This window comes from Corynebacterium callunae DSM 20147 (assembly GCF_000344785.1).
In the GTDB taxonomy this organism is placed as follows: Bacteria; Actinomycetota; Actinomycetes; order Mycobacteriales; family Mycobacteriaceae; genus Corynebacterium; species Corynebacterium callunae.
On sequence record NC_020506.1, the window covers coordinates 139,266 to 166,081 of the forward strand.

Genomic DNA, 26,816 nt, shown 5'->3' on the forward strand with positions numbered 1-26,816 from the left:
GGGACGGTTTTAACATTTACCGCAGAGCCATGACAATCCGGAATTAATGGAGGGGTTTTATACACGGATTAATCGCTGGCTTAACAAGTGAGCTCTTGGCGGACATTCAGGGGTCTGCAAAGTGCTTTTTAAGCACTTTCTTAAAACTCTAGGGGGCTAAGTTCTGTATCTTCGGTAGCTTTATGCGCTGCACAAATGGCTTTTATGGCAGCGGATGGGCGGGGGGAGGGGGCTTCCAAAAATCAATTTTGCGGTTATGTTGGGGATCACACCTCTACGGTGCTCATAAAGCGCCCATGTTCATGATCTGGACTTGGACTCTTGCAGCAAAACAAGTGCAGCGATAGTCCTTACCCAGAGAAAAGGAGTTTTGCCAAGTGACAAACAATGCAGCAACATCCCTGAATCTGCCCGTTGAGCTGGCTACCCTCACAGATCAAGCGGTGGATAAAGTACGCGAGTGGCTGGAGTACAGCAAGCAAGAAAGTGTGCCCAACGCTGATGCACAAAGGCTTGCCACGGTGCTCCAGGACCCTAATGGCCTGGACTTTACCGTGGGGTTTGTGGACCGTGTGGTGCGTACTGAAGATACTGAAGCAGCAGCGCGCGCTTTACATGAACTGGGCAAAATTATGCCAACTACCATGTCATTTTTGGACCGCGCCCAGATTCAAGCCGGTTCTTTGCTTGGCCGCAAGCTGCCTAAGGTAGTTGTTCCAGCCGCGCGTGCGCGTATTCGCCAGATGGTAGACCACATGATTGTTGATGCTCGCGACAAGCCATTTGCCAAGGCTGTTTCTGAGATCCAATCCGATGGACACCGCCTTAATATCAACCTGCTGGGCGAAGCTGTGCTGGGCTCTAAAGAAGCCAAAAAGCACTTGGATGACACGGTGCGTTTGGTGCGCCGCTCTGATGTTGATTATGTGTCCATCAAGGTATCTTCGGTGGCTTCGCAGATTTCCATGTGGGGATTTGAAGATACCGTCAACTATGTGGTTGAGCAGCTCACGCCCCTTTATACAGAGGCTGCGCGCGCTCCCAAAGGTACTAAATTTATCAACCTGGACATGGAAGAATACCGCGATCTGCGCCTGACCATGGAGGTTTTTAAGCGTCTGCTTTCCCTAGAGGAAATCAAGGGCCTGGAGGCTGGCATTGTGCTGCAGGCCTATTTGCCGGATGCTTTGGGCGCTATTCAAGACTTGGCCGAGTTTGCCAAGCAGCGCGTTGCTGCAGGTGGTGCAGGAATCAAGGTTCGCCTGGTCAAGGGTGCAAACCTGGCCATGGAGCGAGTACATGCAGAGATTGCGGGCTGGCCACTTGCCACCGAGCCCACCAAACAGGCCACCGATGCCAACTACAAGCGTGTGCTTTATTGGACCATGCGCCAGGAAAACATGGAAGGCCTGCGCCTGGGCGTTGCTGGCCACAACCTTTTTGATATTGCTTTTGCGCATTTGCTCTCTGTTGAGCGTGGCGTGGCCGATCGCGTGGAATTTGAAATGCTGCACGGCATGGCTACCGATCAGGCTCGTGCCTTGAGCAATGATGTCGGTGACCTGCTGCTTTATGTTCCTGCCGTGCGCCCTGCGGAATTTGACGTGGCGATTTCCTATCTGGTGCGTCGCCTCGAGGAAAATGCCGCCAGCGAAAACTTCATGTCCGCCATCTTTGACCTCGACAGCAATAACGCCGCGTTCGCCCGCGAGGAGGCCCGTTTCCGCGCCTCAGTAGCTGAGCTAGCTACACTTCTCGACGCACCCCTCCCGGGCACCAACCACACCCAAAACCGTGCTGCCGAGGAACTGCTCGAAAATTCCTCGAGTGAAATTGCACCGTTTAAAAATGAGCCAGATACCAACCCTGCACTGATTCAAAACCAAGAATGGGCAACAAATGCCCTTAATCGCTCCGCTGAACCGGGTTGGCTAGAAGCCCAAACCGCACCTGCTTCCTTGGCTGATTCTGAAGTTGATGCGCTGGTTTCAGGTGTGCATGCTGCAGCGGCGCAGTGGGCGCAAGTCCCAGCAGCCGAACGTGCCCGAATCCTATATCGCACTGCCGATATCCTCAGTGCGCGCCGCGGGCACTTGGTCTCTATTGCAGCTGCTGAAGTGGGCAAAGCAGTAGAACAAAGCGATCCTGAAATTTCTGAAGCCATTGACTTCGCGCGCTACTACGCACATTTGGCACTTAAACTTGAGGATGTAGATAACGCTGCATTTGAGCCGGACCGCGTTGTAGTTGTCACCCCACCGTGGAATTTCCCCATTGCAATTCCTGCTGGCTCCACCTTTGCCGCCCTGGCAGCAGGCGCTGGAGTAATTCACAAACCGTCCAAGCCCAGCCAGCATTGTTCAGCAGCGGTGGTGGAAGCACTATGGGATGCCGGAGTTCCCCGCGAGGTGTTGCACTGTGTGTATCCCGCAACAAGGGATGCAGGTAAATCATTGATTAGTCATCCTGATGTTGATCGCGTAATTCTTACCGGTTCTTCAGAGACCGCTGCCATGTTCTCATCTTGGCGCCCAGAGCTTGATATCAACGCCGAAACCTCCGGCAAGAATGCCATTGTGATTACGCCTTCGGCTGACCGTGATCTTGCAGTTGCAGATCTAGTGAAGTCCGCCTTTGGTCATGCTGGTCAGAAGTGCTCCGCTGCTTCCTTGGGCATTTTGGTGGGCAGTGTATATAACTCGGAACGTTTCCGCAGGCAGTTGGTGGATGCGGCATCTTCACTCATTGTGGATTGGCCTACCAACCCCGCAGCCACCGTTGGTCCCTTGACCGAGCTCCCCAGCGAAAAGCTCAAGGCTGCGCTGACTACTCTGGAAGCAGGGGAGAGCTGGCTGCTTAAACCTCGCCAGCTTGATGACACTGGCAGGCTGTGGTCACCAGGCATCAAAGAAGGTGTAAAACCTGGAAGCTTCTTCCATCTCACTGAGGTCTTTGGACCAGTTCTGGGCTTGATGCACGCTGCAGATTTGGAAGAAGCGATCGCCCTGCAAAATGGCAATGAGTATGGTCTTACCGGCGGTTTACAATCACTTGATGTTGCCGAAATTAAGACCTGGTTGGAGCAAGTTGATGTAGGGAATGCCTATGTTAACCGCGGAATAACCGGTGCCATTGTGCAAAGGCAATCCTTTGGTGGCTGGAAGAAGTCCTCGGTGGGATTGGGCTCTAAAGCAGGTGGTCCCAATTATGTGATGCTTATGGGATCCTGGCGTGATAATCCAGCACTTGATGCGCCACATCAATCGCATCCGCTATTTAGCCGCCTAAACCTGCCTGCGGAAGATATTGAATGGTTGGAAAAGGCCAATGCCAGCGATGAAGCCGCGTGGGCTCAAGAATTTGGTACGCCACGAGATCCTTCTGGACTCACCGCCGAAGCCAATATTTTCCGCTATCGCCCAGCAACTGTGGTGCTACGTATTGGTGATGATGCCACAGCGCGTGACGTAGTCCGCGCCCTTTTAGCTGCGCGCCGGGCTAAGGCTGAACTGCAGGTGCTGCATAGTCCAGGAATTTCTGAGGCTGTCCGGGAAGTGTTGTCCAAGGTACAAACCCCTGTAGAAACCGTGGATGAAGCGGTATTTATCAGCAAGCTATTGCGTGGGGACTATGACGACGGCGCCGCCGTGCGCATTCGTTTTATTGGTTCAATAAGTCCAATGCTGCGTGAACGTTTGTCGGTTCGTCCAGAAATTGCACTTCTTGACGAGCCAGTCACTTCCTCCGGCCGGGTGGAATTACGCTATTGGCTTAAAGAACAAGCAGTGTCAATGTCTTTGCACCGCTTTGGCAATCCAGTTGCTGCTTTCCATGAGCTTGCAGCTGAATTAAAAAGGTAATTTGAACCCCCTTGGGTAGTTTCTCCCTTTCACCTGGGTATTAGTGCTTGATGTGCCCAGGTGTGGGGGTAAAAATTCCCATAACGTTCCGGTTACGATTTTACTGAAGCATGTTTTCTTCACCTTCGAACTTTTAGTCTGACTTCATCGCCGGGACATCGAACCGAGATGCCCCGCACGATCGGAAGGTCCGGGATATGAGCTCGAACACCGCGTTAAAACAACCCCAAGGGGACAATCTTGCTGCGCCCAGCAGCACTTTAGGAAAATGGAGCGATAAGTTCCTCAACGGTGTGGAAAAGCTTGGAAATAAGCTGCCCACGCCGTTTTCACTTTTTCTTATTCTTTTCCTTATAACAGCCCTTGTCTCATCCATCATGGCGTGGATGAACGTCTCGGTGATTGTGCCAGGATCTGAAGAAGAGCTCTTTGTTAAGGGACTATTCACTGCCGAAGGTTTGGTCTGGTTAACTACCAATTTGGGAGCCAATTACATTGGATTCCCACCATTGGTTACGGTCCTTCCCATATTGCTGGCTGTGGGTATCGCTGAACGCTCTGGCATGCTTTCAGCACTTATCCGCAAGCTTTTTGGATCTGCCAAGAAATTTGTTTTGCCCTATGCAGTTGGTGTGATTGGCGTGACGGCTTCAGTCATGGCCGATGCTGCCTTTGTGGTGGTACCACCACTTGCTGCCATGGTGTTTAAAGCTGCAGGTAGACATCCAGTCGCTGGTTTGCTCGGAGGTTTTGCTGCGGTTGGCGCTGGTTATTCCACCGCTTTGGTACCCACCAGTTTGGACGCACTTTTTGCGGGCATTACCAATGCTGTGATGCAAACCCTGCCAGGTATTGAAACCACCGAAGTAAACCCGGTTTCCAACTATTACTTCAACATTGCATCTTCTATTGTGCTGGGTGTGTTGTGTGGTTTTATCATCGATAAGGTGCTGGAACCGCGTATGTGGAAGCAAAAAGTAACCACTGAATATGCCGTTACTGAGGATTCAACCCCAGCAACAGAAGAAATCTCTGCAACCTTGTCTCCGCAAGAAAACCGCGCTTTGGCAGTTTCTTTGTGGGCAACATTGTTTGCCGCCATCATTGTTTTAATTGTGGTGCTTATTCCGAACTCTCCATGGCGTAATGAAGAAGGTGCATTCTTACCTAAATCTCCACTGCTTAGCTCGGTGGTTTTTATTGTCTGCCTATTCTTCGTGGTCATGGGCGTGGCTTATGGCAAGGTGCTCGGCAACATTAAGAAGATGGATGATGTTGTGGAGATGATGGGTGATTCCATCAAGGACATGATCGGATTTTTGGTCTTGGCCTTCATCCTCGGCCAATTTGTTGCCTTGTTTAACTGGACTGGCATTGGAACCTGGACTGCAGTTCAAGGTGCAGCCGGTTTGGAAGCCATCGGCCTGACGGGATTCCCAGCAATTTTGGCCTTTATTATTTTGGCCTCCTGTTTGAACCTGCTCATTATTTCTGGCTCTGCCATGTGGACATTGATGGCAGCAGTCTTTGTGCCGATGTTTGCTTTGCTTGGTTATGAACCTTCCTTTATTCAGGCTGCTTTCCGTGTTGGTGACTCGGCAACCCAGGTGATCACCCCACTTAATCCTTATATGATCGTCATCCTTGGATTGTTGAAGAGATATGAACCCGAAGCCGGTTTGGGTACCTTGATGTCTCGTTTGATTCCTTTTGTGATCCCATTCTGGCTAGCATGGGCAATACTCTTAGCTATTTGGTTCTATGCAGACTTGCCACTTGGACCAGGTTCGGGAATTTTCCTCTAAGCATTAAAGGAAGCAATGACTCAGAATAATTTAGAACCATCCACGGTCTACCTGGACTATATGCAAGAAGGTATAGCCCAGCGCAAAAAAGAAGCTGAACAAAATGCAAGCACAGCTCAAGAATATGCCCCGGATTATCCAGGCCAGCAGGTGTTGTGGCGTCAGCTTCAAGAAGCAGGGGAGGCGCTTTATCCACAACTCGAAAAGCTAGCCTTTGACCTGCATGATCATCCTGAAGAAGCGTTTGAGGAGGTTTATGCAGCGAAGGAAATCGCCCAGCTTTTAAGCTCTTTTGGCTTTGACGTGACGGTGGGTGCCTATGGAGTAACAACTGCCCTCGAAGCATCCTTTGAAACCCGCGGGTTTGATCCCAAACTGCATCCCACAATCGCCATTTTGGCGGAATACGATGCTTTGCCAGAGATCGGCCATGCCTGTGGGCACAATATAATTGCAGCCTCCGGGGTGGGTGCCTTCCTGGCAGCCACCAACATGCTGAAGTCCGTGCACGCTCGGGGCGTCGACAAGCTTTTTTTTGAAGGGCGTTTGGTGTTTTTGGGAACGCCAGCTGAAGAGGGCCATTCCGGCAAGGAATATATGATTCAGGGCGGTGCATTTGATGATATTGATGCCGCCATTATGATTCACCCCTTTGGTTTTGATTTGGCAGAGCATAGTTGGGTGGGTCGGCGTACCATGACGGCCACGTTCCATGGAGTCTCTGCGCATGCATCGGCGCAGCCATTTATGGGCAGGAATGCTCTCGACGCTGCGAGTTTGGCCTATCAGGGTTTGGGTGTGTTGCGTCAGCAAATGCCACCAAGTGATCGCTTGCACGCGATTATTACTGAGGGTGGAAATCGCCCCAGTGTTATCCCAGATAACGCCAGCATGGCCATTTATGTGCGTTCCTTGCTGCCGGAAGCTTTGGTGGATTTATCGCGCCGGGTTGATGATGTGCTTGATGGTGCGGCATTGATGGCCGGGGTTACTGTGGAAAAACAGTGGGATATTCATCCGGCAAGTTTGCCGGTGCGCAATAACCATTCTTTGGCAGCGCGGTGGGCCAAGAGCCAGAATCTGCGTGGTCGTACCGCGCTCAAAGAAGGTATTTTGCCAGATACTTTGGCAGCGTCTACGGACTTTGGCAATGTGTCTCATCTTGTTCCAGGCATCCATCCCATGGTGAAGATCGCGCCGGAAAATGTGGCTCTACATACCAAGGAATTTGCGGAATATGCGCGGACCGAAGCTGCCATTGATGCGGCGGTGGATTCTGCCATTGGTTTGGCTCAGGTTGCAATTGATGCCCTGGCTGATCCGAGTTTGTTGGCTGCTGCGCGGGCAGATTTTGCAGCAGCAGGTGGTGTGCTCAAGGTTGCTGACTACCTGGGTTAGTGGTTTTTGAATACAACGCCAGACAGCGGAATATCCAAACTTTTGGTATATTTCGCTGTCTTCCGCTGTTTTTGTGTGAAATCTCTTGAAATGTCGCTTTGTGGAGAAGCGGTCTATCCTTAAAGCAAAATAAAAGCATCAAAGGTGGAGAAAAAAATCGTGGCAGCGCAAGCAGATGAGAGAAGTAAATTCGCGCGCTTTGTTTTCCCTGATGGCCAAGAACCCGATCCCCGTTTTACCTTGGCAAATGAGCGTACGTTCTTAGCTTGGACCAGAACCTCACTGGCATTTTTGGCCGGTGGCATTGCCTTTGAAGCTTTTCAAATTTCAGGCTTGCCGGATTCGGTACATACTGCCATTGCAGTTTTTATTATCGCGGTGGGCATGATTATCGCTGCTGGTGCAGCAGTGCGCTGGGTGAATGTGGAAAGAGCTATGCGTAATCGGAGGCCACTGCCAGTACCTGCGATTATTCCGGTACTTTCCTTAGCCGCATTGTTGGCATCTCTTGCTGTAATGGTGTTGATCATTGTTCACTAGCAGGGCCTGGGATCGGCCACAGCGCAGAATTCACGATGATCCAGGATTGCAGCCAGAGCGCACTATTTTGGCATGGAATCGCACTACGGTTTCTATGGCGGTGTGCTCTGCTATCTTGTTGCGCTGGCTGAGTTTTTATGGGCCGATTGTGTTTATTCCTGTTGCCATTTTAGTTCTCTTGGCAGTGTTTATTTTGGTTACCCAGCGTTTGCGTTATCGCCGTCAAGCGCAAGGAGTTGCGCATGAAGAGATGCCTGCAAATATAATCGGGGTGGTCTCCTTGACTTCCACGATGTTGCTCTTGGGTATTTGCGGCATAGTTTTTGTGCTTTCCAGCTAAGAATAAATTTCAACTCAATAACAAATTCGTTGCTTCTTCATAACATTTGTTATGAGGGGTTTCTTTATTGCGATAGAGCTGCAACCATGTGCTTTAGCGCCTTAAGGAAGAGCTTTTAAAAGTCACTTAAGGCAGAGAAACTTCTGATTGGTGTCGCGATTCTTGCTAGCGGTTCGATGAGCTTGGCCCATTGTCCTTCAGTCAGAGGAAAACCTCTCAGCGGATTTGTCATGGAATTTACGCTGAGAGGTTTTCAACGTTTTAGCTGTGCTTTTTTCTAAGAGCTAATGCACAATCCACATGAGGTGGCTATCCTGGCGCCCATGAGAATTGAAATTGCCAGCGTTTTGTTGATGACCAAGCTAAAGCCCTCGATTTTTATACCTCTAAGCTGGGCTTTGAAAAGAAGCACGATGTGGAAACTGGCGATTATCGCTGGTTGACCGTCGTTTCCCCCCGAAAACCCTGAGGGTGTACAGCTGCTGCTCGAGCCCAACCAGCACCCAGCGGCCTCCAGCTACCAGGCCGGAATCAAGCAAGATGGCATTCCAGCCACCCAGTTCTATGTTGATGATGTGCAAGCCGAGTTTGAGCGACTCAAGGCCCTCGGCGTGGAATTCACCCTTGAGCCTATGGATGTGGGTCCCTCCGTCATCGCAATTTTTGACGACACCGTGGGCAACCTCATCCAGATTGTCACCCTTAAAAGCTAAAAAGCACGCTTTTCGACGAAAAACTGCAGCTTGATGCTAGTTCTCAAGCCAACCGACTAATGCCTCGAGTCGCTTAACAAGATGCGACCATGGTTGGTTGAGATCAAGGGTTTTCGCGCCTATACGATTTCCTTGGATGCTGACATCTAGATCAGGTAGTTGAGCTGCCTCGGTTCGAGCATAAAGCAATAGCCCGCTGACCGAACCATCTTGATTAACATCCTTATTTTTAACATAGGTCAGGATTTGGTAGAGGTGTGCCGAGCGAACTGTCGTTTTTCCCCAGTGACTAACTTGCATTGATTGACTGTAATATTTTGCATCGATAATGAGGGTGCGTGCCCCTTTACGAAGTGTGACATCGGTGTACATCGCAGGGAGTTGCTCGAATCCAAGAGAGTTGTCGCGATCAATATCCCAGGCCACTCGTGGGGCCTTGGGAGAGAGATCGGGGTGATGGAAAGAGTAATACTCCAGCAAAAAACGCTCGTATAACCGGCTCATTTGCTCATCTGAAATCCAGGAACTTAGTTTGGTATCACCCGACGTCTGGGTGGGCAAGAGACCTCGCACAATGAGTTCACATACTCCTAGGAGCAATCGATAAGAAGCGTTGGCACGGTGGTAGGTGAGCTTTTCCCAACGAATGGAGTGCGGTGCCACGAGTTTTACTGCATCCAAATACGGCAGCAGTCGTCGCAATGCATCTCTACGCGATGGAGCGACTTGGCCATTGCGAATAAACAGGACAATCACGGATTTTAGAGCTCGGTTATGAGGTGTATCCAGTTCATATTCATCAAAATCACACACCAATTTCCCTCTCAGGGGAGAGCGAGTGGCGATGGTGCGCGTTATATCAATGCGACCCCGCACTGTGGAGAGAGCATCGCTACGCTGCAAATAGTCATGATTGAGTCCACGCTTGACCTGCGCACCAACACCACGGATGAGGATTTCTGCGAAAAGATCATGCAGGTGCTCAAAAGATTCGGTGTCTACCCACGAGTTTTCTTTACTACTGATACTGCGAAAGGCATAGGCCAGCATGACATAAATATTGCGGATGGCTATGGGATTAGTGGTCATTGGAGCGCAGCTCGAAGTGTGAGAGCCCACTCCTCAGCTTTGGCTGGTTCATCAAACCAGTATTCATCAAGGAGTGGAATGAGCTCATCCTCGACAACAGAATTCAGCCAATCGTCATCGTCGGTTGCGGCTCCAGTGAGGTAACTATGGCCAATGGTGAAACCTCTTCCGAGAGCAGGATCATCAACAATAGCTTTGTTGAGCTCAATAATGCTCTTGACCAAGCAATCAAAAGCTGGATCCTCAATACTTTGTTGTCTAAGCAAGAAACCTTCGGATTCAAAGCCGGGTTCCATTTCGAAGAATCCGAAGCGACGGCGCAAAGCGTAGTCGAGCACTGCCAAGCTGCGGTCGGCAGTATTCATCATTCCGATGATATGGACATTTGCAGGGACCGAGAACTTTTCATTTTTATAAAGTAGCCGCAGGTCTTGGCCACGTTTATCGGCTTCGATGAGCATGAGTAATTCACCAAAGATCTTGGAAATATTGCCACGGTTAATCTCATCAATAATGAAAAAATAAGGGCGATTAGCATCATCGGCGCGTGCTTTTTCGCAAAAGCGGTAGAAGGGACCTTCAGCAAGGCTAAATCCGCCGGTCTCTGTCGGGCGGTAACCCATCATGAAATCCTCGTAGGAATAGCTCTGATGGAATTGCACCATCTGCACTCTGCTTGGATCCTTTTGTCCCATGATTGAATAGGCCAGGCGCTTTGCTGCAAAGGTCTTACCCACACCGGGAGGACCTGCGAGAATGACATTTTTCTTACGACGCAACAAAGAACGGAGGCGATCATAGCGTTCTTCTGGAAGATACACTTCCGAAAGAAATTCTTGCTTACCATAGCCAGGCAGCGGAGTAGTAATTTCAAGAATCTCAGGTTCTTCTTCACCTGCAAATAAAGATTCAAGCTTTTCGACGATACCTTGCTTAGAGGTGATATCAGTCAGGGTTTTTAGAGGTATAGTTTCGGGATAATCCCATGAACCATCATGAGTCCATTCAACTGAACGGACGTGATGATATTTCTCGTGTTCCGGTTCAAAACGGGCATCTGAGGTTACTTCTCCACGGCCAATAATGCTTTGGGTTCCGCGTTTCGCGTAAATTACATCTCCTACGGCAATCTCATTTTGGAATTGCCAAACGGCAAGTGAATCATTCCTTTTGGCAGTACCAGATTCTTCTACATCAAGTGCCTCTCGGACTTCTTCTTGGCTAGAGTATTTTGTCAGGTCACCTAGTCCGTCCCAACCAATCGCCATAATGTGCTTGGAATAGAATTCTTCCCACTTTGAGGCCTGTCGACCCGGGGCAAAGAGCCAATAGTGACGCGGCCGGGGCTCAGTTAATTCTTCTGCAGGGTTTTTGGGTGCGGTTTTATCCCACAATTCTTTTACTCCTGGTGACCAGAAATGGAACGGTCCCTTAATTTCGGAGGTGAGACTTGCACGAATTTTAAGCAGGTCTTGGTCAATAGCAGCAGGAGTTGTTCCTGAAGAACCACTGATACGGTGGGAAAGTTTATCGCGAATATCTTTCTTCATCAAGGCTGAGGAGATTAGTTCGAAGACAGCTGGGCGTGCGAGAGCTTGGAGAGCATTACGAATATCAGATCTATCTTCATCAACGGAAAGCACAACTTCTTGTAGTTTCCAAGGATTGCTTCGAGCTGCTTCCTGTTCAACATCTGAAAGGAGATTCCATTTTTGGATGAAGTTGGTCATCCAAATAATGTGCCTCCACATCCCGCCGTTGTAGCCCTGTCCAGGCTTAAATCCGGCGATTCCACTCGGACGGTCCATCCAGGTGGACATCGCTTTTGGAACTTCAATTTGAGAATCAAGGTGTTTGAGCACTAATTCAACATGTGACCGGCGAGTTTGGGGAAGTGCTGAATACAGTGGGTATTCACGCAAAAAGACAATCTCCGCAGCGAGCAGGACAACTTCGCGGGAGGCTCCTTCGAGTTGAATATCCAGCTTTTGCCATTGGTTTAGGCTTTTTCCTTCGAACGAATTATCGGCAATTCGTGCCTTTAGTTCCTCTGCGGCATCTGCTGTCCAGATAGTGACATCTGGATCAATGATTGATTTTCCATCACCCAACATATGGGTAAATATTTCACTGATGTCCTGGGCAAGTTTAAGGTCAGGTTCCGGGCGGGAAGCGTCAAGAGCAGCAGTATTGAGATCAGTGAGTTTGTCAGTCATTTCCTAATTATGCCTGAGTAGCATTACAGCTAAAGAAGGGGCCATAACCAAAAAGGTTATGGCCCAAACTGTTGCTAGGGGGGTGCGTCGAAAAGCGTCTTTCTAAACGGTGACACGCGCAAGCAGCGCGTCGAGGGTCGCTTCGGAACCACGCTCATGCAGGGACTCTAGGGTAGCGGCATAGGCGGTGGTGAACTGCTCGGAATCGACCAGGTCGCCGAAGATGTCGCGGTCGCGAATGAAGGCGAGGATATCTTCGCGGTTGTGGGATGCGTTGGTGTGCACGCGCTCGGCGAGGCGATCGACAATCTTGATTGGATTGCCCTGCTCATCGATACCTTCGGCATAACGCGCCCAGGAAGCAACAATCGCGGCAGAGAGCTCAACCTCGCCACCCTTGGCCAGGTTCTCGCGGACCACCGGGAGCAGCCACTTGGGGATACGGTCGGAGGACTCGGCGCACAGACGAGGCACGGTGTCCTTGACTGCGGCGTTGCCAAAACGAGCAATGAGCTGGTGCCTATAAGCATCTAAATCAACGCCGGGCAGCTCACGCAGGGTAGGAGTAGCCTCGCGCTCCATATACGCCAGCAAGAAATCGCGGAAGTGCTGATCGGCCATGACGTCGTGCACCATATGATGGCCTGCGAGGTGTCCGAAGTAGCAAAGTCCCTGGTGAGAGGCATTGAGGAGACGAAGCTTCATCAACTCATAAGGCTCAACATCGTCAACCACCTGGACGCCGGCTTCCTCATATGCAGGACGGCCAGCGGTGAAAGCATCCTCGAGCACCCACTGTGTGAAATCCTCAGAAACTACCGGCCAAGCATCGACATAACCGGTTTCCTTAACCTCAGCGCGGTCACCGTCGGTGGTCTCAGGAGTAATGCGGTCGACCATGGAGTTAGGGAAGCGGACTTTCTGTTGCATCCAATCGCCGAGCTCAGCGGAGATGGAATTGGCAAAAGCGTGGAAAAACTTCTCTGCCAGCTCACCATTTCCCTGGATATTATCGCAGCTCATGATGGTAAAAGGAGTGGTGCCAGCAGCGCGGCGAGCAATAAGTCCAGCGGTGATTAGCCCGAAGAAAGTCTGCAATCCTTCAGTGTTTCCGGTTTTAAGAGCCTCGCGGTCGGCGGCAATGCGGGGGTTGTTGTGGTCAAACTCGCCTGATGCTGGATCAATGTTGTATCCGCCCTCGGTCACAGTGAGGGAAACAACGCGAATGGCTGGATCCGCAAGAGTATCCACCGCAGCTTGGGGATTTTCTGGCGCAAAAACATAATCAATGATGGAGCCGATAATGCGCTGATCAAGCTCACCATTAGGTGCCTTAGTAGTCAGGGTATAAAGGTGATCTTGTCCTGCAAGTGCATCGCGCATGCGCACATCAGAAGGCATAACGCCCATTCCGACGATGCCCCAATCCAGTGCTTTCCCTCCATTCATTAGGCGATCGAGGTACATGGCTTGGTGTGCGCGGTGGAAACCACCAACACCAAAGTGCACGATACCTGGGGTGATTTGGGAACGATCATAGGAAGGGATTTTTGCTCCGGAAGTTGCTGCGATTTCTGCGAGATTAGTGGTGTTGAGCTGGAGTGGATGCTGTTGCTGGTTCATGGGGTGTCCTTTGGTTGAGGTTTTGGGTTTATTTCGCTGGGTCTTGCTGGGTCTTGCTGGGTTTTGGTGACATGGTGCTTGAGGTGGCCAGGGGTGAGGGGCGGGCAGGCGATTGAGATCCTCGAGAGCCTAGAAATCAGCGTGATAGCTGAGCCGAATGCAGAATCTCGCACAAATCGGGAAAATTTGTAAGTTTGTGCGGGATTTGGTCATTTTTGGGGATTGAAAAGTGACAGAATCTCGCACAAATCCCTGTTTTAGGGGGCTTTGTGGTGGATGTGCTGGGGGGCTAATGCTGAGTCCCTCAGCGCTCCCCAGCACTCCCGAGCTGCAAACTCTAGTGAGCCTTTACGGTCGCCAGATCTGAGATCTCAGCATTTTCATCAAGCGGTGGCAGTCCATCAAAGCCTGGCTGGGTGCCGCGCAGCTGCAAGGTCATCCAACCTGAGAGCAGGTAGAGCGCAATCATAACGAAGATGAGGCCGGTTGCTCCGATGAGTGGGTGTAGAACTGCAACCAGTAGCGGGCCAACTGCAACGGCGCCGCCAACTCCGAGGTTGTAGGTTGCCATTGCTGCACCTGGGTGCTTGGGATCAAGGGAAACCGCGATAGCAGAAAGCGGAACGAAGCCAGCTAGGGAGATACCGAAGAGAGCGCCGGCTGCGATGGTGATGCCGTAGACAACGCCATCGGAGAGCCCGGTTTTAACACCGAAGAATGGGATGAAGTACACCATTGCCAAGGTGACAGCGCCGCCGACGGATCCTGCCCAGAAAACGGTGCGGGCCCAGCCATGGCGATCGCCGAAGCGTCCGAAGAAAGGATTGAAAGGCAGGTTCACTGCATAGATAACAGTGGTGAGGATGAGGAACCAGCTCAGTTGCCATCCCAAGCTATCGGTGAAGAATGCTGGGAAGAACACTGCCATTGCGTAGGTAGGAATGGAGTTGATGGTGCGGATGTAGGTAACAAAACGAGCGCGACGATCAGTACGCAGCAGCTTGAAGCCCTGACCCAAGGTTTGCTTTACGTCTTCTGGGTTGGAAACAAGGGGGTGGCGGCCACGGCGTTCTTTAACGCCCAGTAGTGCAACGAGGGAACCAATGACAACCAGTACCAGGGAAACCCAGAGAGTTTCGTAGAAGCTGAGGTCAATGAATTGGATGGAGATGGTGGCAACCAATGCACCCAGGGTAGGAAGGCCTGCTGAGAAAGCTACATAGAACCAGCCCACGCCGGTGCCCAGGTTTTTGGGGTCTGCGGTAGCGGTAATCCAGACCAGGAAGCCGTAAGCAAAGAAGGGGTAGCCGAATCCGCGGAGTCCATAAGCCAGGAAGATGAGCCAGCTTTGTTCTGAGGTAAGCGCTACTGCCAGGAAGACTAGTTCGAAGCAGATCCAGATGGTTGCGCCGAGGATCATGACGCGGCGTGGGCCCCAGAGATCGGAAAGGGCTGCGGCAAAGAAAGCTGCAATGGCAACGGCAACGCCATAAATAGTTACCAGGGTGCCTACTGAGGAAACTGTAAAGCCGTGTTCAGAGCTGAGGAATGGTTCGAGGATGTTGGTTTCAACACCGTCGCCGATCATGAAGATTGCGAGTCCGATGAATCCGAAGATGAGGGCACGAGGAATGCCGAGACGATCGAGCAGAGCCGGCTTAGCTGCTGGCGAGTGCTGTACTGACATTGGTCCACCTTTGTGAGAAGTGTTGAATCCGGCGTTAGATTGATGTTAAAAACAATCCAATTGAGTGCTTTTAACAGTGTTGAATCCGGGAATTTGAGAGTTTAGTGGTTTGGATCACGTTAACCTAACACTAATTTAACGCCATTATGTTAGGAAAAAGCAAGACCTAACATAAAAATGTTAAAAACCCCTGGTCTTAACAACATGAGCGTGGTAGTTTTTTCACATGGCCCAAGTAATCCCCGCCACCTCACAGGAGCGCAGACGAGAACGCATCGTCGCTTATATCACCCGCCATGGCTCCGCGCGGGTAGAGCAGTTGGCAGAGCATTTTGATGTCAGTGCAATGACAATTCACCGTGACCTGGAGGCATTAGCCACCGAAAATATGGTGGAAAGAATCCGCGGAGGCGCTCGCTCGGTATCGCCGTCCATGAGTGAATTGGCGGTGGGGCAGCGCCGACATTTGCATCGCAACACCAAAGAGGCACTTTGTGCGGCCGCTGCTCGTTTAATTCCAGAAGGTGCGGTGGTGGCGATTGATGATTCCACCACCTTAGAAGCCCTGGTAGAGCAGCTGCCACAGCGTTCTCCTTCAGCATTGATCACCCATTCTTTAAAGGCGATGAGTGAGCACCGCAATCGCGCCGGGATGATCGATATTCGCCTCATTGCCTGCGCGGGTCTTTACTTTGCAGAAACTGATTCCTTTTTGGGACGCTCCACAGCAGCCCAGCTGGCTGAACTTTCTGCTGATATTTCTTTTGTGTCCACCACGGCTTTGCGCGCTACGGGTAATTCCGCAGCGCTTTTCCATCCTGATATGGAGGCTGCCGACACCAAGCGTACTGTGATAGGCATCGGTGCAGTGAAAGTTTTGGTGTTAGATTCCAGTAAATTTGGGTCGCCTGGCGTGTTTAAAGTGGCTCCCATTGATAAATTTGATCACATTATTATCGATCAACAATGCAGCCGCGAGCAGCGCGAATTGCTCAATCATTCCCGCGCCCAGATCCATGTTGTTGATATCAACGGTGAGGAAATCACCTCCACCTACACTCAAGAAGAGGAAATTTAATGGCACTGGTGCTGGGAATCGATAGCTCGACCCAATCTTGCAAAGCATTGCTTGTCGACGCCGCGACCGGTCAGATTATTGACGAAGGGCGCGCGAGTCACCCCGGTGGCACCGAGGTAGACCCCCAGGCTTGGATCGATGCATTAGAAACTGCTACCGCAGGGCTTCTGGAACGCGCCGATGCGGTATCGATTGCCGGCCAACAACATGGCATGGTGGCAGTGGACGCAGCAGGTGAGGTGGTCCGCCCTGCATTGTTGTGGAATGACACCCGTTCCGCCCAAGCAGCGCGCGATCTTAATGCCGAGCTAGGGGGAGAATCAGCAGCTGTTGATGCCACCGGCAGTGTGTATTTGGCTTCTATCACGGCCACCAAAATGCGCTGGATGCGCGATAATGAACCAGAAAATGCAGCGCGTACCCATGCGGTAATGCTGCCTCATGATTACCTCACATGGCATCTTTTGGGTCGCACTCGCATGGTTAGTGATCATGGTGATGCTTCTGGCACCGGGTATTACAGCACCCGGGATCGCGCTTGGCGCCCGGAGCTAGCAGCGCTGGCCTTGGGCCATGAGGTGGAACTTCCAGAGCTTCTTGCCGCCAATGGAATTGCGGGGCGCACCGCCGAAGGAGTCATCGTTGCTGCAGGTACTGGCGATAATGCGGCAGCTGCACTGGGGCTGAATCTGGCTGCCGGTGATGTCAGCGTTTCTATCGGCACCTCAGGTGTAGCTGCGGCGAGTGTCAAAAATAGTGTGCATGATCCTTCTGGATTGGTCACTGGTTTTGCCGATGCAACTGGTGCCTATTTGCCGCTTTCTTGCACCTTAAATGGGGCGCGCGTATTGGAATTTGGGCGCCGAATTTTAGGTGTGGAATGGGATGAATTTGATGCGCTGGCATTGGCGGCGCAGCCTGGTTCCAGTGGCGTTACCCTGCAGCCGTATTTGGATGGTGAGCGCACCCCGAATCGTCCAGAAGCGCGGGGCGTGATTGCAGGACTGACGAGCTCGACAACTCGCGAAGAGTTCGCACGCGCTACCGTCGAAGGTTTGTTGTGCTCTATGGACGATGCGGTCACCGCGTTGGTTGAGGCAACTGGTGTTCCTGCCCAACGCATCTTGCTCATTGGTGGTGGTGCACGCTCTGCTGCGGTGCGCGAAATCGCGCCGGAGATCTTTGGCGTGGACGTTGTTGTTCCAGAACCTGCGGAATATGTTGCTTTGGGAGCCGCCCGCCAGGCAGCGTGGGCGCTGTCCGGCGCTGCCCAACCGCCGCAGTGGGACACCGCAGGTTCTGCTTCTCGACGAACCCCCAAAAACGTTGATGTGGCGCAGCGATACGCGACCCTGCGGGAAGCTACTGCTGGTTGGTGATCTCGATATTATCGATCAACCGTACCGGTCCCACATAAATTGCGGCCACCGCCAAAGCAGGCTGTGAGAGATCGTTAAGAGGTTCTAAAGTGGTTGGATCAACTACTTCCAGATGATCCAGCTTAACTCCCGCAGCCTGTGCAAGTTCAGCCCGAGCATCGGCAATGTCGATTGTTCGGGCTTTAAGCTTGTTCAATACATGAGACAAGACCAGCGCATTTTTGCGTTCCTCGGGGGAGAGGCGTTGATTTCTGCTTGATTCTGCCAATCCATCAGTGCCACGAATAATCGGCACCGCACGGATTTCAACAGGAATATCCAAATCTGCCACCAGCCTGCGGATAACAGCTACTTGTTGGGCATCCTTTTGGCCAAAATACGCGCGATCAGGGCGCACCAAATTAAAGAGTTTGCTCACTACCGTAGCCACGCCATCAAAGTGACCTGGACGGCTGGCACCCTCGAGTTTTTCACCCATTACTCCAGTTCTGACCCACACCAGCGGAATGCCAGTGGGATACATTTCGGAAACGCTAGGTGCAAAGACAATGTCCACCCCGCATTCTTCCAAGAGCTTGAGATCAGCGTCGAGATCACGGGGATAATTACGGTAATCATCGCAATCACCCAGCGCTTCAAATTGCAAAGGATTGACAAAAATGCTGGCTACCAGCAGCTCATTTTCTTGGCGAGCCAATTTCATTAAGGAGGCATGACCGCTGTGTAGTGCTCCCATGGTTGGGACCAGTCCGATGGAGAGATCGCGGGGGATCGCGTCGAAAAGCTCTTTTTTGGTGGTTATTAAGCGCATTTAAAAAGATTCCTGCTCGGCGGGGAAGGAACCGGCGTGGACGTCGGCAATGTAATTTTGGGCGGCGGTGTGAAGATCGGCGCCGAGGTTGGCGTATTCGCGGACGAAGCGTGGCTTTTTGCCGGTGTTGAGGCCGAAGGCGTCCTGCCACACTAAAACCTGGCCGTCAGTGCCATTACCTGCACCGATGCCGATGGTGATAATGCTTAAGTCCTGGGTGACTTCGGTGGCGGCCAGTGCTGGCACCATTTCCAAAACCACAGCGAAGGCACCTGCTTGTTGCACTGCGCGGGCATCGGCGATGAGTTTGCCGGCGCTGGCACCACGGCCCTGTACAACATGGCCACCGAGGGCGTGTTCAGACTGTGGGGTATAGCCAATATGGCCAACGACTGGGATGCCGGCGTCGACGATGCGTCGAATAGTTCCGGCGATCTCTACGCCACCTTCAATCTTGACCGCAGCAGCACCGGTCTCGCGCATAATCCGAATTGCAGATTCTACTGCTTGATTAGGGCTTATCTCATAAGTGCCGAAGGGGAGATCAACAACTACCATCGCGCGTTTGGCGGAAACCGCAACTGCCTTGGCGAGCACAATCATCTCATCCAAGGTGATGGACAATGTGGTTTCTCGTCCCAACACCACATTGGCGGCGGAATCGCCAACCAACAACATATCCACTCCAGCTGCATCAAAGATCCGTGCAGAAAGAGCATCGTAGCTGGTCAAAGCGGTAATCTTGGTACCATTCGCCTTTGCTTCATGAAAGTGGCGGGTACGAATTTTTGGTGCATCAATGCCTGGCATGCGCATGAGTATAGATGTGATGGGCAGCTCAACATAAATCTAAACAGGCCTGGGCCACTGTTGATCGGTTAAGCAATCTGCTATATCGCTTCTAATTGTCAAAAATCCCATTTTTTATCATTAAGGCTTCGACTTAGAGCTTTAAAATCTGCAAAATTACATTTTTGGATATCCACGTTTGCCACTCACTGTGGGATCTCGGGGAATCCAGAATCTTAAAGGCGCTTCGGCATTTTTACTGATTCCGATGCGTGGCCCGCAGACCCATTCCGGTTCCTGGGATCTTTCCTTAATAAAAAATGACGGACCAAAAACTGAGGCATGGTTGTCACTGATATCTAAGCCCAATGTCTGACCCAAATTTCCAGGTCCTTGTGCCAGACGCGCAAAAGGGATGTGGGAACCACGCCGAGACTGCGCGGTAGCTAAGCCATCAACAACCTCACCTGCTCTTAACAGCACCCCTTGGCCAATTCCTGCAGGTCCACACACAATATTTCCGGCACGGTGGATTCCATAGGAGATATAGACATACATGTGTCCACCCGGCCCAAACATAGCTGCATTGCGGGGAGTTTGACCGCGAAAGGTATGGGCAGCGGCATCTTCCGCGCCCAAATAAGCCTCTACCTCGGTTAGTCGCACACTGACTCCAGCGTGGCTTAAAGTGCATCCCAAAAGTTGCGGGGCAACAATATCTGCTGCTTGGAGGAAGTCTATAGGCATGGGTTAATTCTAGGCGGGTTCGGAAATGGGGATTCTAGAAGGCGCGGGCAGTCAAGAAAAGCGAATGTTCCAGGGTGGAAGGAATTCAGCGTTATTCCTTGCTGCCATTTAGTCGGTCGCCTTAGGCTAAAGCCTTCATAAATTAATTAGCCATCTTGAACAGACTCGGAGACACCCATGACGCTTTCAGTTGCTTCGGTAATTAGCTCACGTCGCGCGACCCGAAAATATACCGATGACATTCCAAGTGAAGAGTTAATTGATCGGATTGTGGAGCTTGCCCTGGAAGCCCCCTCGGCATTTAACGTGCAGCAACGTGATCTTGTGGTGGTAACTGATCCTGAAATTAAGCAAGCACTTTTTGCAGCCTCGCACCAAAAGCAATTCTTGGCAGCACCGGTAGTTTTTATTACGGTTGCTCGTATAGAAAATGAACCATCAGATTTGGCAGAGCTCTTAGGGGATGAAAGAGCCTCACGAGTTCAAGGATTTTTGCAGCACCGCTCGCCAGAAGTTGCCCGCGAAGCTGCCATTAAAGATGCAGCGTTATTGGCTGGATTTTTACTTATTGCAGCTCAAGCTGAGGGTTTAGCTACCAGTCCAACCACCGGCTGGAATGAGGAAAAAGTAAAAGCAGCAATTGGAATTGGTGGCCGCGAAGATCGCGCAATCGCCTTGGTTATCGCAGCGGGTTTCCCAGCAGAGCATCCTGAACACCCCGGTCGTGCTGCATCGCGACGCATCAACAATAGTTACGCTTTATAAGATTCCTCAGAGATAAGCGCAGCTTCCAGCTGGGCTCTAATAAAACGTCGCGCAGCACGGGCATCGGTGCTTAAAGTCCCAAGGTTGAGGAAAGCATGGAGTTGTCCCATGAACTCAGCAAGGGTGACCGAGTTTCCTGCACCCAGTAGAGCCTGGGCATATGCGCGCCCCTCATGGGCCAACACATCGCATTCAGCCAGCACAAAAGTCGCCGGAGCTAGACCGCTAAGATCTGAAGCAAAAGCTGGGGAGAGACGCGGATCAGCAAGGTCATGAGTGCCTGCATACTGATCTATATAGCGCTGCATCGCTGCCGCAGTGAGGTAGTAGCCCTCTCCAAATTTTTGGTAACTGGGGGAGTTGGTATCGGTAAGATTGCTAACCGGATAAACCAAAACTTGATGGGCAAATGTGGGGCTGTGGCTTTTTAATTGTTGTGCCATTACTGCAGCTAAATTGCCACCAGCACTATCACCAGCAACGGCTACGCGAGTGGGATCAAGTGCCAGGTCTGTTTCTCCGCTCAACACCGTTCGACATACTGCAAGAGAATCCTCAAAAGCTGCCGGAAAAGGATGTTCTGGTGCCAACCGATAATCCACGCTGATCGCAATAATATCGAGGTCGCTTACTAAAGAGCGCACCAAGCCATCAATCATTGCTGGGTTTCCACCACTCCAGCCTCCCCCATGGAAGTAAATAAGAGCAGGTAATAGCTCATTTTCCGGGAGGGTGCGCGGACTATAAATCCGCACTGGCACGCCGGCAATTAATTGATCCTTGGCCAAATGAGATTGCTCAGCTGCGGGCTGGGGAATGTCTTTGCCAAAGGTTAATTCTTCCTGTGGGCTGAGGGCAGGCAGGCTATCAAGGTAGAACTGTGCTTCGGGATGCAGGAACATCTTGTGATCCTAGCTAGGTTAGGCCATAAAAAGGCAGAGCTTAGGCCCAAAAAGTGGGCAGTCTGTAAGCATGACGCGGTGTTTTAAGAAGGGGTGTAGTGCGGGGCGAAAAATTCCAGGCAGGATCGCAGTTGAGCACCTAGGCTAGAAAATAATCTTGCAGCGAGGCAAGCGTTTACGGTGAGGAGTCTTAGCTATGACTAAACCCAATACTTATCTTTTTGATTTTTATGGAGTTTTGTTAAAACAAGATGCCCCCGGGCAGCTCAAGCGTGTTTTTCGAGCAGTCGGCGAGCCGGAAAAAGAAACCAAATTACAAGAAATCTACGAGGAACTCCGCCCCGATCTTGATGCGGGCAGAGTGAGCGAAATCAATTATTGGAATCAGATTAAACTCCGCGCACAGCTGGAATTTCTTGATCCGCAGGAGGCAATTTCCGCCGATTATGCAGGCCTGGAAGAAGCCGATCCAGAAATGGTGAACTTTGCCTTGAGCCTAAAGCAGGCGGGGCACCACATCGGAGTTTTATCCAATATCCCCAAAGGTTTGGCGCAGATCGTCAAACACCACAATCAGTCCTGGCTGGATCAGCTTGATGCGCTTGTGTTCTCCTGCGATATTGGTGCTGCAAAACCTGAACTTCCTGCCTTCCACGCAGCTCAAGAAGCCCTAGGTGTGCCCGCTTCGGAGATTGTTTTTATTGATGATCGGCTAGAAAATGTGGAAGCTGCCCGCGAGGCAGGCATGCAGGCCTTCGTTTTTACCTCACTAGCACAACTTAAAAAGGACCTTGAGCATGAATAACGGCCCCCTGATCTTGCCTTTTAATGGCAAAACTCCGCGGATTCACCACAGTGCTTGGATTGCGCCAACCGCCACCATTATTGGCGATGTGGAAATCGGCCCCGACGCCTCCATCTTTTATGGTGTGGTGCTGCGTGGCGACGTTAATAAAATCAGCATCGGCGCGCGCAGCAATGTGCAAGATAATTGTGTGCTCCACGTCGACGCCACCGCGCCATGCACCCTCGGCGATGATGTCACCGTCGGTCACTTGGCGCTGGTCCACGGCGCAACCGTGGAAAATGGCAGCCTCATCGGCATGAAATCAGCCATCCTCTCCGGCGCCACCATCGGCGCGGGATCGCTCATCGCCGCCGGGGCAGTAGTGCTAGAGGGACAAGAAATCCCGGCGCAAAGCTTAGCGGCCGGGGTGCCGGCCAAAGTCCGCAGGACGCTTGACGACGAACAGAGCCAGGCATTTATTCCACACGCTGGAAGGTATGTAGAAATTTCCAAAGCTCAGGCCCCAATTTCTGAGGCACTGAGCTTGGATGAGGTGCGCTTTAGCTAGTCTTTGGGACCAAAGACAAAGGCTCGTTAAGCAAACGATCCAAAGCTACTGCACGAGCAGCGGCACGGGTATTTTCGCGGTGAGTTGGGATAAGACGCAATTCGATTTCAGCGTCATATTCCTTCTTCAGCTGTGCTGCAAAAACTGAGCGACCTTTTTGATCCTCAGAAAATGCAGAACCAGCAAGTACCAGAGTGGCAGGTTTTCTTTGCTGAGCTGCAGCCGCCGCAGCATGAGCCAAAAGCGTGGCTCTGTCGTCGAGAAGCTTTCGCGCTTTATCGTTGGTGGCCGCAATCTTGACCAGTTCGCCGAGACTCTCGGCGAAAATGCCCTGATCAGACACGCGGCTGAGGAAGCCCTGGGTGCTTAGCGCAGCCTCGGGGCTCATGCCGAGGGTATCCAAATCGGATCCTCCGGTGGTCTCCAAAGGGCCCAAAACCTGCACCCCAAGATCGTCGCTATATGCAGCACCGACCGAGTCATCAGCATAGAAAGTCAAGGTGACCGGGGTGGGCTGATCTGGGTGAGGCAAAGGAGCGGCCTGCAGTTCAGAAGCTGCGATCGCGGGAATTGCCGAGGCAACGGTGGCAGGCACACTGAACTGGTAGTTGAGGCGTCCTGCAATATCAACGCCATCCCAACCGAGGTTGCTAGCAGTGACTACGCCGGCATTGGTGACCTTGCCGGAGGTCGCAACGCCAATGCCCACCAAAGGAAGTTCAATTCCGGTAGTCAGGCGGTTAACTCCAGCCATGAGGTGCTCGATAAAAGTATCGGGATCAAGGTCTGCTGCTGATTTCTCCAAGATGGTTTCGCGCAGGGTGCGGCCCTTGGTATCAAAAAGCGCAATATAGGAAGACTTGGTACCAATTGCTACACCAGCGTGAATCCAAGGGCTGGGTGCTAGTTCCAAAGGAATATTAGGACGGCCCGGACCTGAAGAAAGAGTGAGGTCAGGACGTTCCTGCACGAGGCCGGCTTGCATGAGCGCAGTAACTGCACGGGTTACCGTTGGTTGAGACAAACCAGTTGCCTCGACTAGCTCATTTCGAATGAGCTGTTGGCCGAGGCGAATATGGTGCATGCACTTTGCTGCCGGGGTAGAGGGGCGGGCAAAGGACGCTGAGAAGTGGGCCTGATTGGGCATGAATTAAACAATAGCCAATCGTAGACAGCACTGTCTAATGAGGTCTTGGTTTAGCTAGACTGCATGGTCTAAGTATTGGCAGGATTTTCGCCATAAGTCCGGCTAGGGGGGATTATATTTCCATAGAAAATAAATTGAAAATTTCCAAATTAGGCATTTAGCACAATTTTTATCCGCCGATTTAAGAAGATGTGCTTTCCACTATTCCAGCAGGACGTTGGTATTTCCAAAACTTCGGAACTAAAACCATACAAAGGGAAGTAAGGGCCACAACCGCAACTCCGCCCCATAAGGTTGTCCAACCTGCGCCCCAAGGTTCCGCAAGCCAACCGTGCAGTACATCGGCCAGTCGAGGTCCGCCAACCACAACGATAATCCATACCCCTTGTATGCGCCCCTGGACATGCTCGGCTGCTGATTGCTGCAGGATTGCATTGCGCACTGCAGAACTGAACATATCGGCCATGCCGCCGATAACCATCATCAAAATAAACATCCAGGCCCACAACGTCACTCTGCCTGGACTGAGCAAAATGGCCACACCACCCAGGGCAACCGCCACGCCCCAAGCAATAATGCACCAGTACACCGCCGCACCTTGGCGGGAAATTTGAGAAACCCAACCAGACAAGATGCCGCCTAAGACTGCACCCAAGGCCATTGAAGAATAAAGGAAAGCCAACATGGTGGCACCGGCATCACCACCACCAAAATTAACATCGGCAATTTCTGGATAAAGCGCACGTGGCATGCCAAAAGTCATGGCAATAAGATCAAGCACCATCACCATCATGAGCACGGGTTGGGTAGCTAGATACTTTAAGCCATCCACCACGCTGGCAAATCCGGCCTTCATGACGTCACCAATTGGTTTCATGGACGGCAAGGTCCACACTGCCCACAGAGTTGGGATGATAGAGACCATATCGAGGAAATAGAGCCATTGAAATCCAATAAGTGGAATCAATGCGCCTGCAATAAGCGGGCCAACAATTGCACCTGTTTGCATCAAGGTCATATTGAGCGAGGTGGCTGAGGCTAATTGATCAATGGGTAAAATGCGCCGCAAAATTGCAGTGCGAGTGGGTTGATTTACCGCAAAAAATGCCTGCTGGAGTGAGAATGTGGCTAAAAGCAGCCAGATATTCTCATTGCCAAATAAGGTGAGCAACCAAAATCCAGCGGTGCTTAAACAAAGTCCAATGGTGGTGCAGATAAGAACAATGCGCTTATCAAAAGCATCGGCAATTGAACCGCCATAGAGTCCAAAAATAACGAGTGGAACCAGGCCAAAAAGACCAGTGAGACCAACGAAGGCAGAAGATCCTGTTATTTGATAAATCTGCACCGGCACCGCGACCACTGTTAGTTGGGCCCCCAATACGGTGGCAATATTTCCTAACCACAGGCGTTTAAAAGCCGGGTTTTTGAAAGGCCGAGTATCGGCGAAGTAGTCTCTTAAGCTCACCTCAACCACCCTAGCCCTCGTGAGGCTATGGGTAATAGGGGTCATCCGCGTACCAGTTGGCGCCCACAACTGGCAATGAATCGCCTTGTAAAAGCTCTTGGATTTCCGTTGCTGCAGCTAAAACCGTGCAGAGATCAAAATTCTCCGGGAGCGGCTGGTTTGCGTCGAAAAGCGCATCTTTAAAGAATGAACCGCCCCGCCTAGCGGGGCCACCGATGCGTGCGATGGCGATGGAGCCGGCGGCTTCAGACTCGAGCAGTACCCCGCGCGGGTCATCGTTGGCGCTGTTTAGTGAGTAATCCGTCCAGACCTGCGGGAGGTGGTGGCAAAAAACGTTGCCCAAACACAGCGCAATCTCGGCGAAGGCATCGCGACCCAAATGCTTACCGATGCGGAAGTGGTACCAGGCGTTTTCGGTAGTGAGATGTTGTGGCGGGGTATCGCCAATAATTGCCGGCGGGTGGGGAAGTTCGGCCCAGCTGGCAGCTTCTTGCTTGGTATCTTCCCAGGTAGCTAGGGCGCCGATTTTGGCAATATTGCCCAGCATGCGAGCGGTGTCTTCGGTGAAAGCTCGATGAAATCCAGCGTAGGTGGCAGGTTCATGGAAGCGTCCGCGGCGCTTTTTCCAGCGATTAATGTGTGAGCTCAGCGTAGGAATTGCTGCGCCGGAATTTTCTACATCCACCACCTGGGTACCCATATAAAAAGCTAGGGGAGGTGTGGGTTCTTCGGCTGGGAGGGGGCCTGGGTTGCTTAACAGGATTGCCGCGGCGTTGTCGCGGGGTTGGAATCCTAAAATTTGCCATTCCAATACGGAACGCAGATCAATGTGGTTAAGGGAATGTGAAATGCCTTCAAATCCCTGCAATTCAAAAATGCGCATGGGCCTAGCTAATTGCACCGCTGCCTGGGCTGCTTGAAGAATTGTTAAATGGGGCCAGGCGCAGATGGTGGCATAAATAAATTGCTCTAAGCGGCTGCGGTGCGAGGCATGGGATTCGCTCGCTACCAATTGTTGAATTGTGGTTTGCTTATCGACGAAAAGACTTGGAACCTCTTTTCCCTCTGGTATCAATGCTCACGGTTTTAGGCTTCCAGATTTAT

The 26,816-nt window shown here is 51.6% G+C and carries 21 protein-coding genes and 1 pseudogene; 11 read left to right on the top strand and 11 right to left on the bottom strand.

Features of this window, described 5'->3' with window-relative positions; all coding sequences use genetic code 11:
• Positions 1–401 precede the first annotated feature (401 nt).
• From H924_RS00645 to H924_RS13780, 6 genes and pseudogenes are all read left to right on the top strand, one after another.
• Complete coding sequence (locus tag H924_RS00645; protein WP_029703761.1) at positions 402–3,860, top strand: bifunctional proline dehydrogenase/L-glutamate gamma-semialdehyde dehydrogenase; 3,459 nt, start codon at positions 402–404, stop codon at positions 3,858–3,860.
• A 197-nt stretch (positions 3,861–4,057) separates the two neighbouring features.
• The gene (locus H924_RS00650) at positions 4,058–5,665 is read left to right on the top strand and encodes an AbgT family transporter (protein WP_081602451.1); all 1,608 of its coding nucleotides are present in this window, start codon (positions 4,058–4,060) and stop codon (positions 5,663–5,665) included.
• Between the two features lie 15 nt (positions 5,666–5,680).
• Positions 5,681–7,063 (top strand): M20 family metallopeptidase, encoded by a 1,383-nt coding sequence (locus H924_RS00655; RefSeq protein WP_015650038.1) that lies wholly within the window; start codon positions 5,681–5,683, stop codon positions 7,061–7,063.
• A 159-nt stretch (positions 7,064–7,222) separates the two neighbouring features.
• Positions 7,223–7,603: a YidH family protein gene (locus H924_RS00660; RefSeq protein ID WP_015650039.1), complete on the top strand. Its 381-nt coding sequence runs from the start codon at positions 7,223–7,225 to the stop codon at positions 7,601–7,603.
• Positions 7,593–7,943: a DUF202 domain-containing protein gene (locus tag H924_RS00665; RefSeq protein WP_015650040.1), complete on the top strand. Its 351-nt coding sequence runs from the start codon at positions 7,593–7,595 to the stop codon at positions 7,941–7,943. The genes H924_RS00660 and H924_RS00665 overlap by 11 nt, the downstream gene beginning before the upstream one ends.
• Before the next feature lie 323 nt (positions 7,944–8,266).
• Positions 8,267–8,656 (top strand): annotated as a pseudogene (locus H924_RS13780) (VOC family protein).
• 36 nt (positions 8,657–8,692) lie between these two features.
• Here H924_RS13780 and mcrC read toward each other — a convergent pair.
• The 4 genes from mcrC to H924_RS00690 all read right to left on the bottom strand — a co-directional run bounded on the left by mcrC (position 8,693) and on the right by H924_RS00690 (position 15,271).
• Positions 8,693–9,745: a 5-methylcytosine-specific restriction endonuclease system specificity protein McrC gene (mcrC, locus tag H924_RS00675; protein ID WP_015650043.1), complete on the bottom strand. Its 1,053-nt coding sequence runs from the start codon at positions 9,743–9,745 to the stop codon at positions 8,693–8,695.
• Complete coding sequence (locus H924_RS13785; RefSeq protein ID WP_015650044.1) at positions 9,742–11,961, bottom strand: AAA family ATPase; 2,220 nt, start codon at positions 11,959–11,961, stop codon at positions 9,742–9,744. The genes mcrC and H924_RS13785 overlap by 4 nt, the downstream gene beginning before the upstream one ends.
• A 102-nt stretch (positions 11,962–12,063) precedes the next feature.
• Positions 12,064–13,584: a mannitol dehydrogenase family protein gene (locus H924_RS00685; protein ID WP_015650045.1), complete on the bottom strand. Its 1,521-nt coding sequence runs from the start codon at positions 13,582–13,584 to the stop codon at positions 12,064–12,066.
• 337 nt (positions 13,585–13,921) lie between these two features.
• The gene (locus tag H924_RS00690; RefSeq protein ID WP_015650046.1) at positions 13,922–15,271 is read right to left on the bottom strand and encodes an RbtT/DalT/CsbX family MFS transporter; all 1,350 of its coding nucleotides are present in this window, start codon (positions 15,269–15,271) and stop codon (positions 13,922–13,924) included.
• Positions 15,272–15,497: 226 nt separating this feature from the next.
• Here H924_RS00690 and H924_RS00695 point away from each other — a divergent pair, with 226 nt between their 5' ends.
• Both H924_RS00695 and xylB read left to right on the top strand, forming a co-directional pair.
• Positions 15,498–16,349: a DeoR/GlpR family DNA-binding transcription regulator gene (locus H924_RS00695; protein ID WP_015650047.1), complete on the top strand. Its 852-nt coding sequence runs from the start codon at positions 15,498–15,500 to the stop codon at positions 16,347–16,349.
• Positions 16,349–17,728: a xylulokinase gene (xylB, locus tag H924_RS00700; RefSeq protein WP_015650048.1), complete on the top strand. Its 1,380-nt coding sequence runs from the start codon at positions 16,349–16,351 to the stop codon at positions 17,726–17,728. Before H924_RS00695 ends, xylB begins: the two co-directional genes overlap by 1 nt.
• Here the strand turns inward: xylB and panC are convergent.
• The 3 genes from panC to H924_RS00715 all read right to left on the bottom strand — a co-directional run bounded on the left by panC (position 17,712) and on the right by H924_RS00715 (position 20,075).
• Entirely contained in the window at positions 17,712–18,539 is an 828-nt protein-coding gene (panC, locus tag H924_RS00705) for a pantoate--beta-alanine ligase (RefSeq protein WP_015650049.1), read from the bottom strand. The genes xylB and panC overlap by 17 nt on opposite strands.
• Positions 18,540–19,349, bottom strand: a complete 810-nt coding sequence (gene panB, locus H924_RS00710) for a 3-methyl-2-oxobutanoate hydroxymethyltransferase (protein WP_035108005.1) — start codon at positions 19,347–19,349, stop codon at positions 18,540–18,542.
• A gap of 156 nt (positions 19,350–19,505) precedes the next feature.
• Positions 19,506–20,075 carry a DNA-3-methyladenine glycosylase gene (locus H924_RS00715; protein WP_015650051.1) on the bottom strand — a complete coding sequence of 190 codons (570 nt, stop codon included), beginning with the start codon at positions 20,073–20,075 and terminating at the stop codon, positions 19,506–19,508.
• 177 nt (positions 20,076–20,252) lie between these two features.
• On the opposite strand from H924_RS00715, the gene H924_RS00720 reads away from it, so the two are divergent.
• Positions 20,253–20,840: a nitroreductase family protein gene (locus tag H924_RS00720; RefSeq protein ID WP_015650052.1), complete on the top strand. Its 588-nt coding sequence runs from the start codon at positions 20,253–20,255 to the stop codon at positions 20,838–20,840.
• Here H924_RS00720 and H924_RS00725 read toward each other — a convergent pair.
• Positions 20,828–21,742: an alpha/beta hydrolase gene (locus tag H924_RS00725; RefSeq protein ID WP_015650053.1), complete on the bottom strand. Its 915-nt coding sequence runs from the start codon at positions 21,740–21,742 to the stop codon at positions 20,828–20,830. The two genes, H924_RS00720 and H924_RS00725, sit on opposite strands and share 13 nt — an antisense overlap.
• A 196-nt stretch (positions 21,743–21,938) precedes the next feature.
• On the opposite strand from H924_RS00725, the gene H924_RS00730 reads away from it, so the two are divergent.
• Both H924_RS00730 and H924_RS00735 read left to right on the top strand, forming a co-directional pair.
• The gene (locus H924_RS00730; protein ID WP_015650054.1) at positions 21,939–22,547 is read left to right on the top strand and encodes an HAD family hydrolase; all 609 of its coding nucleotides are present in this window, start codon (positions 21,939–21,941) and stop codon (positions 22,545–22,547) included.
• A complete protein-coding gene (locus H924_RS00735) occupies positions 22,540–23,097 on the top strand; it encodes a gamma carbonic anhydrase family protein (RefSeq protein ID WP_015650055.1) in 558 nt (185 codons plus the stop codon). Before H924_RS00730 ends, H924_RS00735 begins: the two co-directional genes overlap by 8 nt.
• On the opposite strand, the gene H924_RS00740 is transcribed toward H924_RS00735, so the two are convergent.
• From H924_RS00740 to H924_RS00750, 3 genes are all read right to left on the bottom strand, one after another.
• Complete coding sequence (locus H924_RS00740; protein WP_035107986.1) at positions 23,090–24,244, bottom strand: winged helix-turn-helix domain-containing protein; 1,155 nt, start codon at positions 24,242–24,244, stop codon at positions 23,090–23,092. The genes H924_RS00735 and H924_RS00740 overlap by 8 nt on opposite strands.
• Positions 24,245–24,425: 181 nt before the next feature.
• On the bottom strand, positions 24,426–25,712 hold the full coding sequence (locus tag H924_RS00745) for an MFS transporter (RefSeq protein WP_015650057.1): 1,287 nt from the start codon (positions 25,710–25,712) through the stop codon (positions 24,426–24,428).
• A 25-nt stretch (positions 25,713–25,737) separates the two neighbouring features.
• Positions 25,738–26,724 carry a hypothetical protein gene (locus H924_RS00750; protein ID WP_015650058.1) on the bottom strand — a complete coding sequence of 329 codons (987 nt, stop codon included), beginning with the start codon at positions 26,722–26,724 and terminating at the stop codon, positions 25,738–25,740.
• Positions 26,725–26,816: the final 92 nt, after the last annotated feature.

Bases quoted from the DNA above. Each gene is read 5' to 3' on its own strand.
- H924_RS13785 (WP_015650044.1), bottom strand. From the start codon at position 11,961: ATGACTGACAAACTCACTGATCTCAATACTGCTGCTCTTGACGCTTCC.
- mcrC (WP_015650043.1), bottom strand. From the start codon at position 9,745: ATGACCACTAATCCCATAGCCATCCGCAATATTTATGTCATGCTGGCC.
- H924_RS00690 (WP_015650046.1), bottom strand. From the start codon at position 15,271: ATGTCAGTACAGCACTCGCCAGCAGCTAAGCCGGCTCTGCTCGATCGT.
- H924_RS00655 (WP_015650038.1), top strand. From the start codon at position 5,681: ATGACTCAGAATAATTTAGAACCATCCACGGTCTACCTGGACTATATG.
- H924_RS00715 (WP_015650051.1), bottom strand. From the start codon at position 20,075: ATGCCTATAGACTTCCTCCAAGCAGCAGATATTGTTGCCCCGCAACTT.
- H924_RS00735 (WP_015650055.1), top strand. From the start codon at position 22,540: ATGAATAACGGCCCCCTGATCTTGCCTTTTAATGGCAAAACTCCGCGG.
- H924_RS00730 (WP_015650054.1), top strand. From the start codon at position 21,939: ATGACTAAACCCAATACTTATCTTTTTGATTTTTATGGAGTTTTGTTA.
- H924_RS00720 (WP_015650052.1), top strand. From the start codon at position 20,253: ATGACGCTTTCAGTTGCTTCGGTAATTAGCTCACGTCGCGCGACCCGA.
- H924_RS00695 (WP_015650047.1), top strand. From the start codon at position 15,498: ATGGCCCAAGTAATCCCCGCCACCTCACAGGAGCGCAGACGAGAACGC.
- xylB (WP_015650048.1), top strand. From the start codon at position 16,349: ATGGCACTGGTGCTGGGAATCGATAGCTCGACCCAATCTTGCAAAGCA.
- panB (WP_035108005.1), bottom strand. From the start codon at position 19,349: ATGCCAGGCATTGATGCACCAAAAATTCGTACCCGCCACTTTCATGAA.
- H924_RS00740 (WP_035107986.1), bottom strand. From the start codon at position 24,244: ATGCCCAATCAGGCCCACTTCTCAGCGTCCTTTGCCCGCCCCTCTACC.
- H924_RS00725 (WP_015650053.1), bottom strand. From the start codon at position 21,742: ATGTTCCTGCATCCCGAAGCACAGTTCTACCTTGATAGCCTGCCTGCC.
- panC (WP_015650049.1), bottom strand. From the start codon at position 18,539: ATGCGCTTAATAACCACCAAAAAAGAGCTTTTCGACGCGATCCCCCGC.
- H924_RS00685 (WP_015650045.1), bottom strand. From the start codon at position 13,584: ATGAACCAGCAACAGCATCCACTCCAGCTCAACACCACTAATCTCGCA.
- H924_RS00650 (WP_081602451.1), top strand. From the start codon at position 4,058: ATGAGCTCGAACACCGCGTTAAAACAACCCCAAGGGGACAATCTTGCT.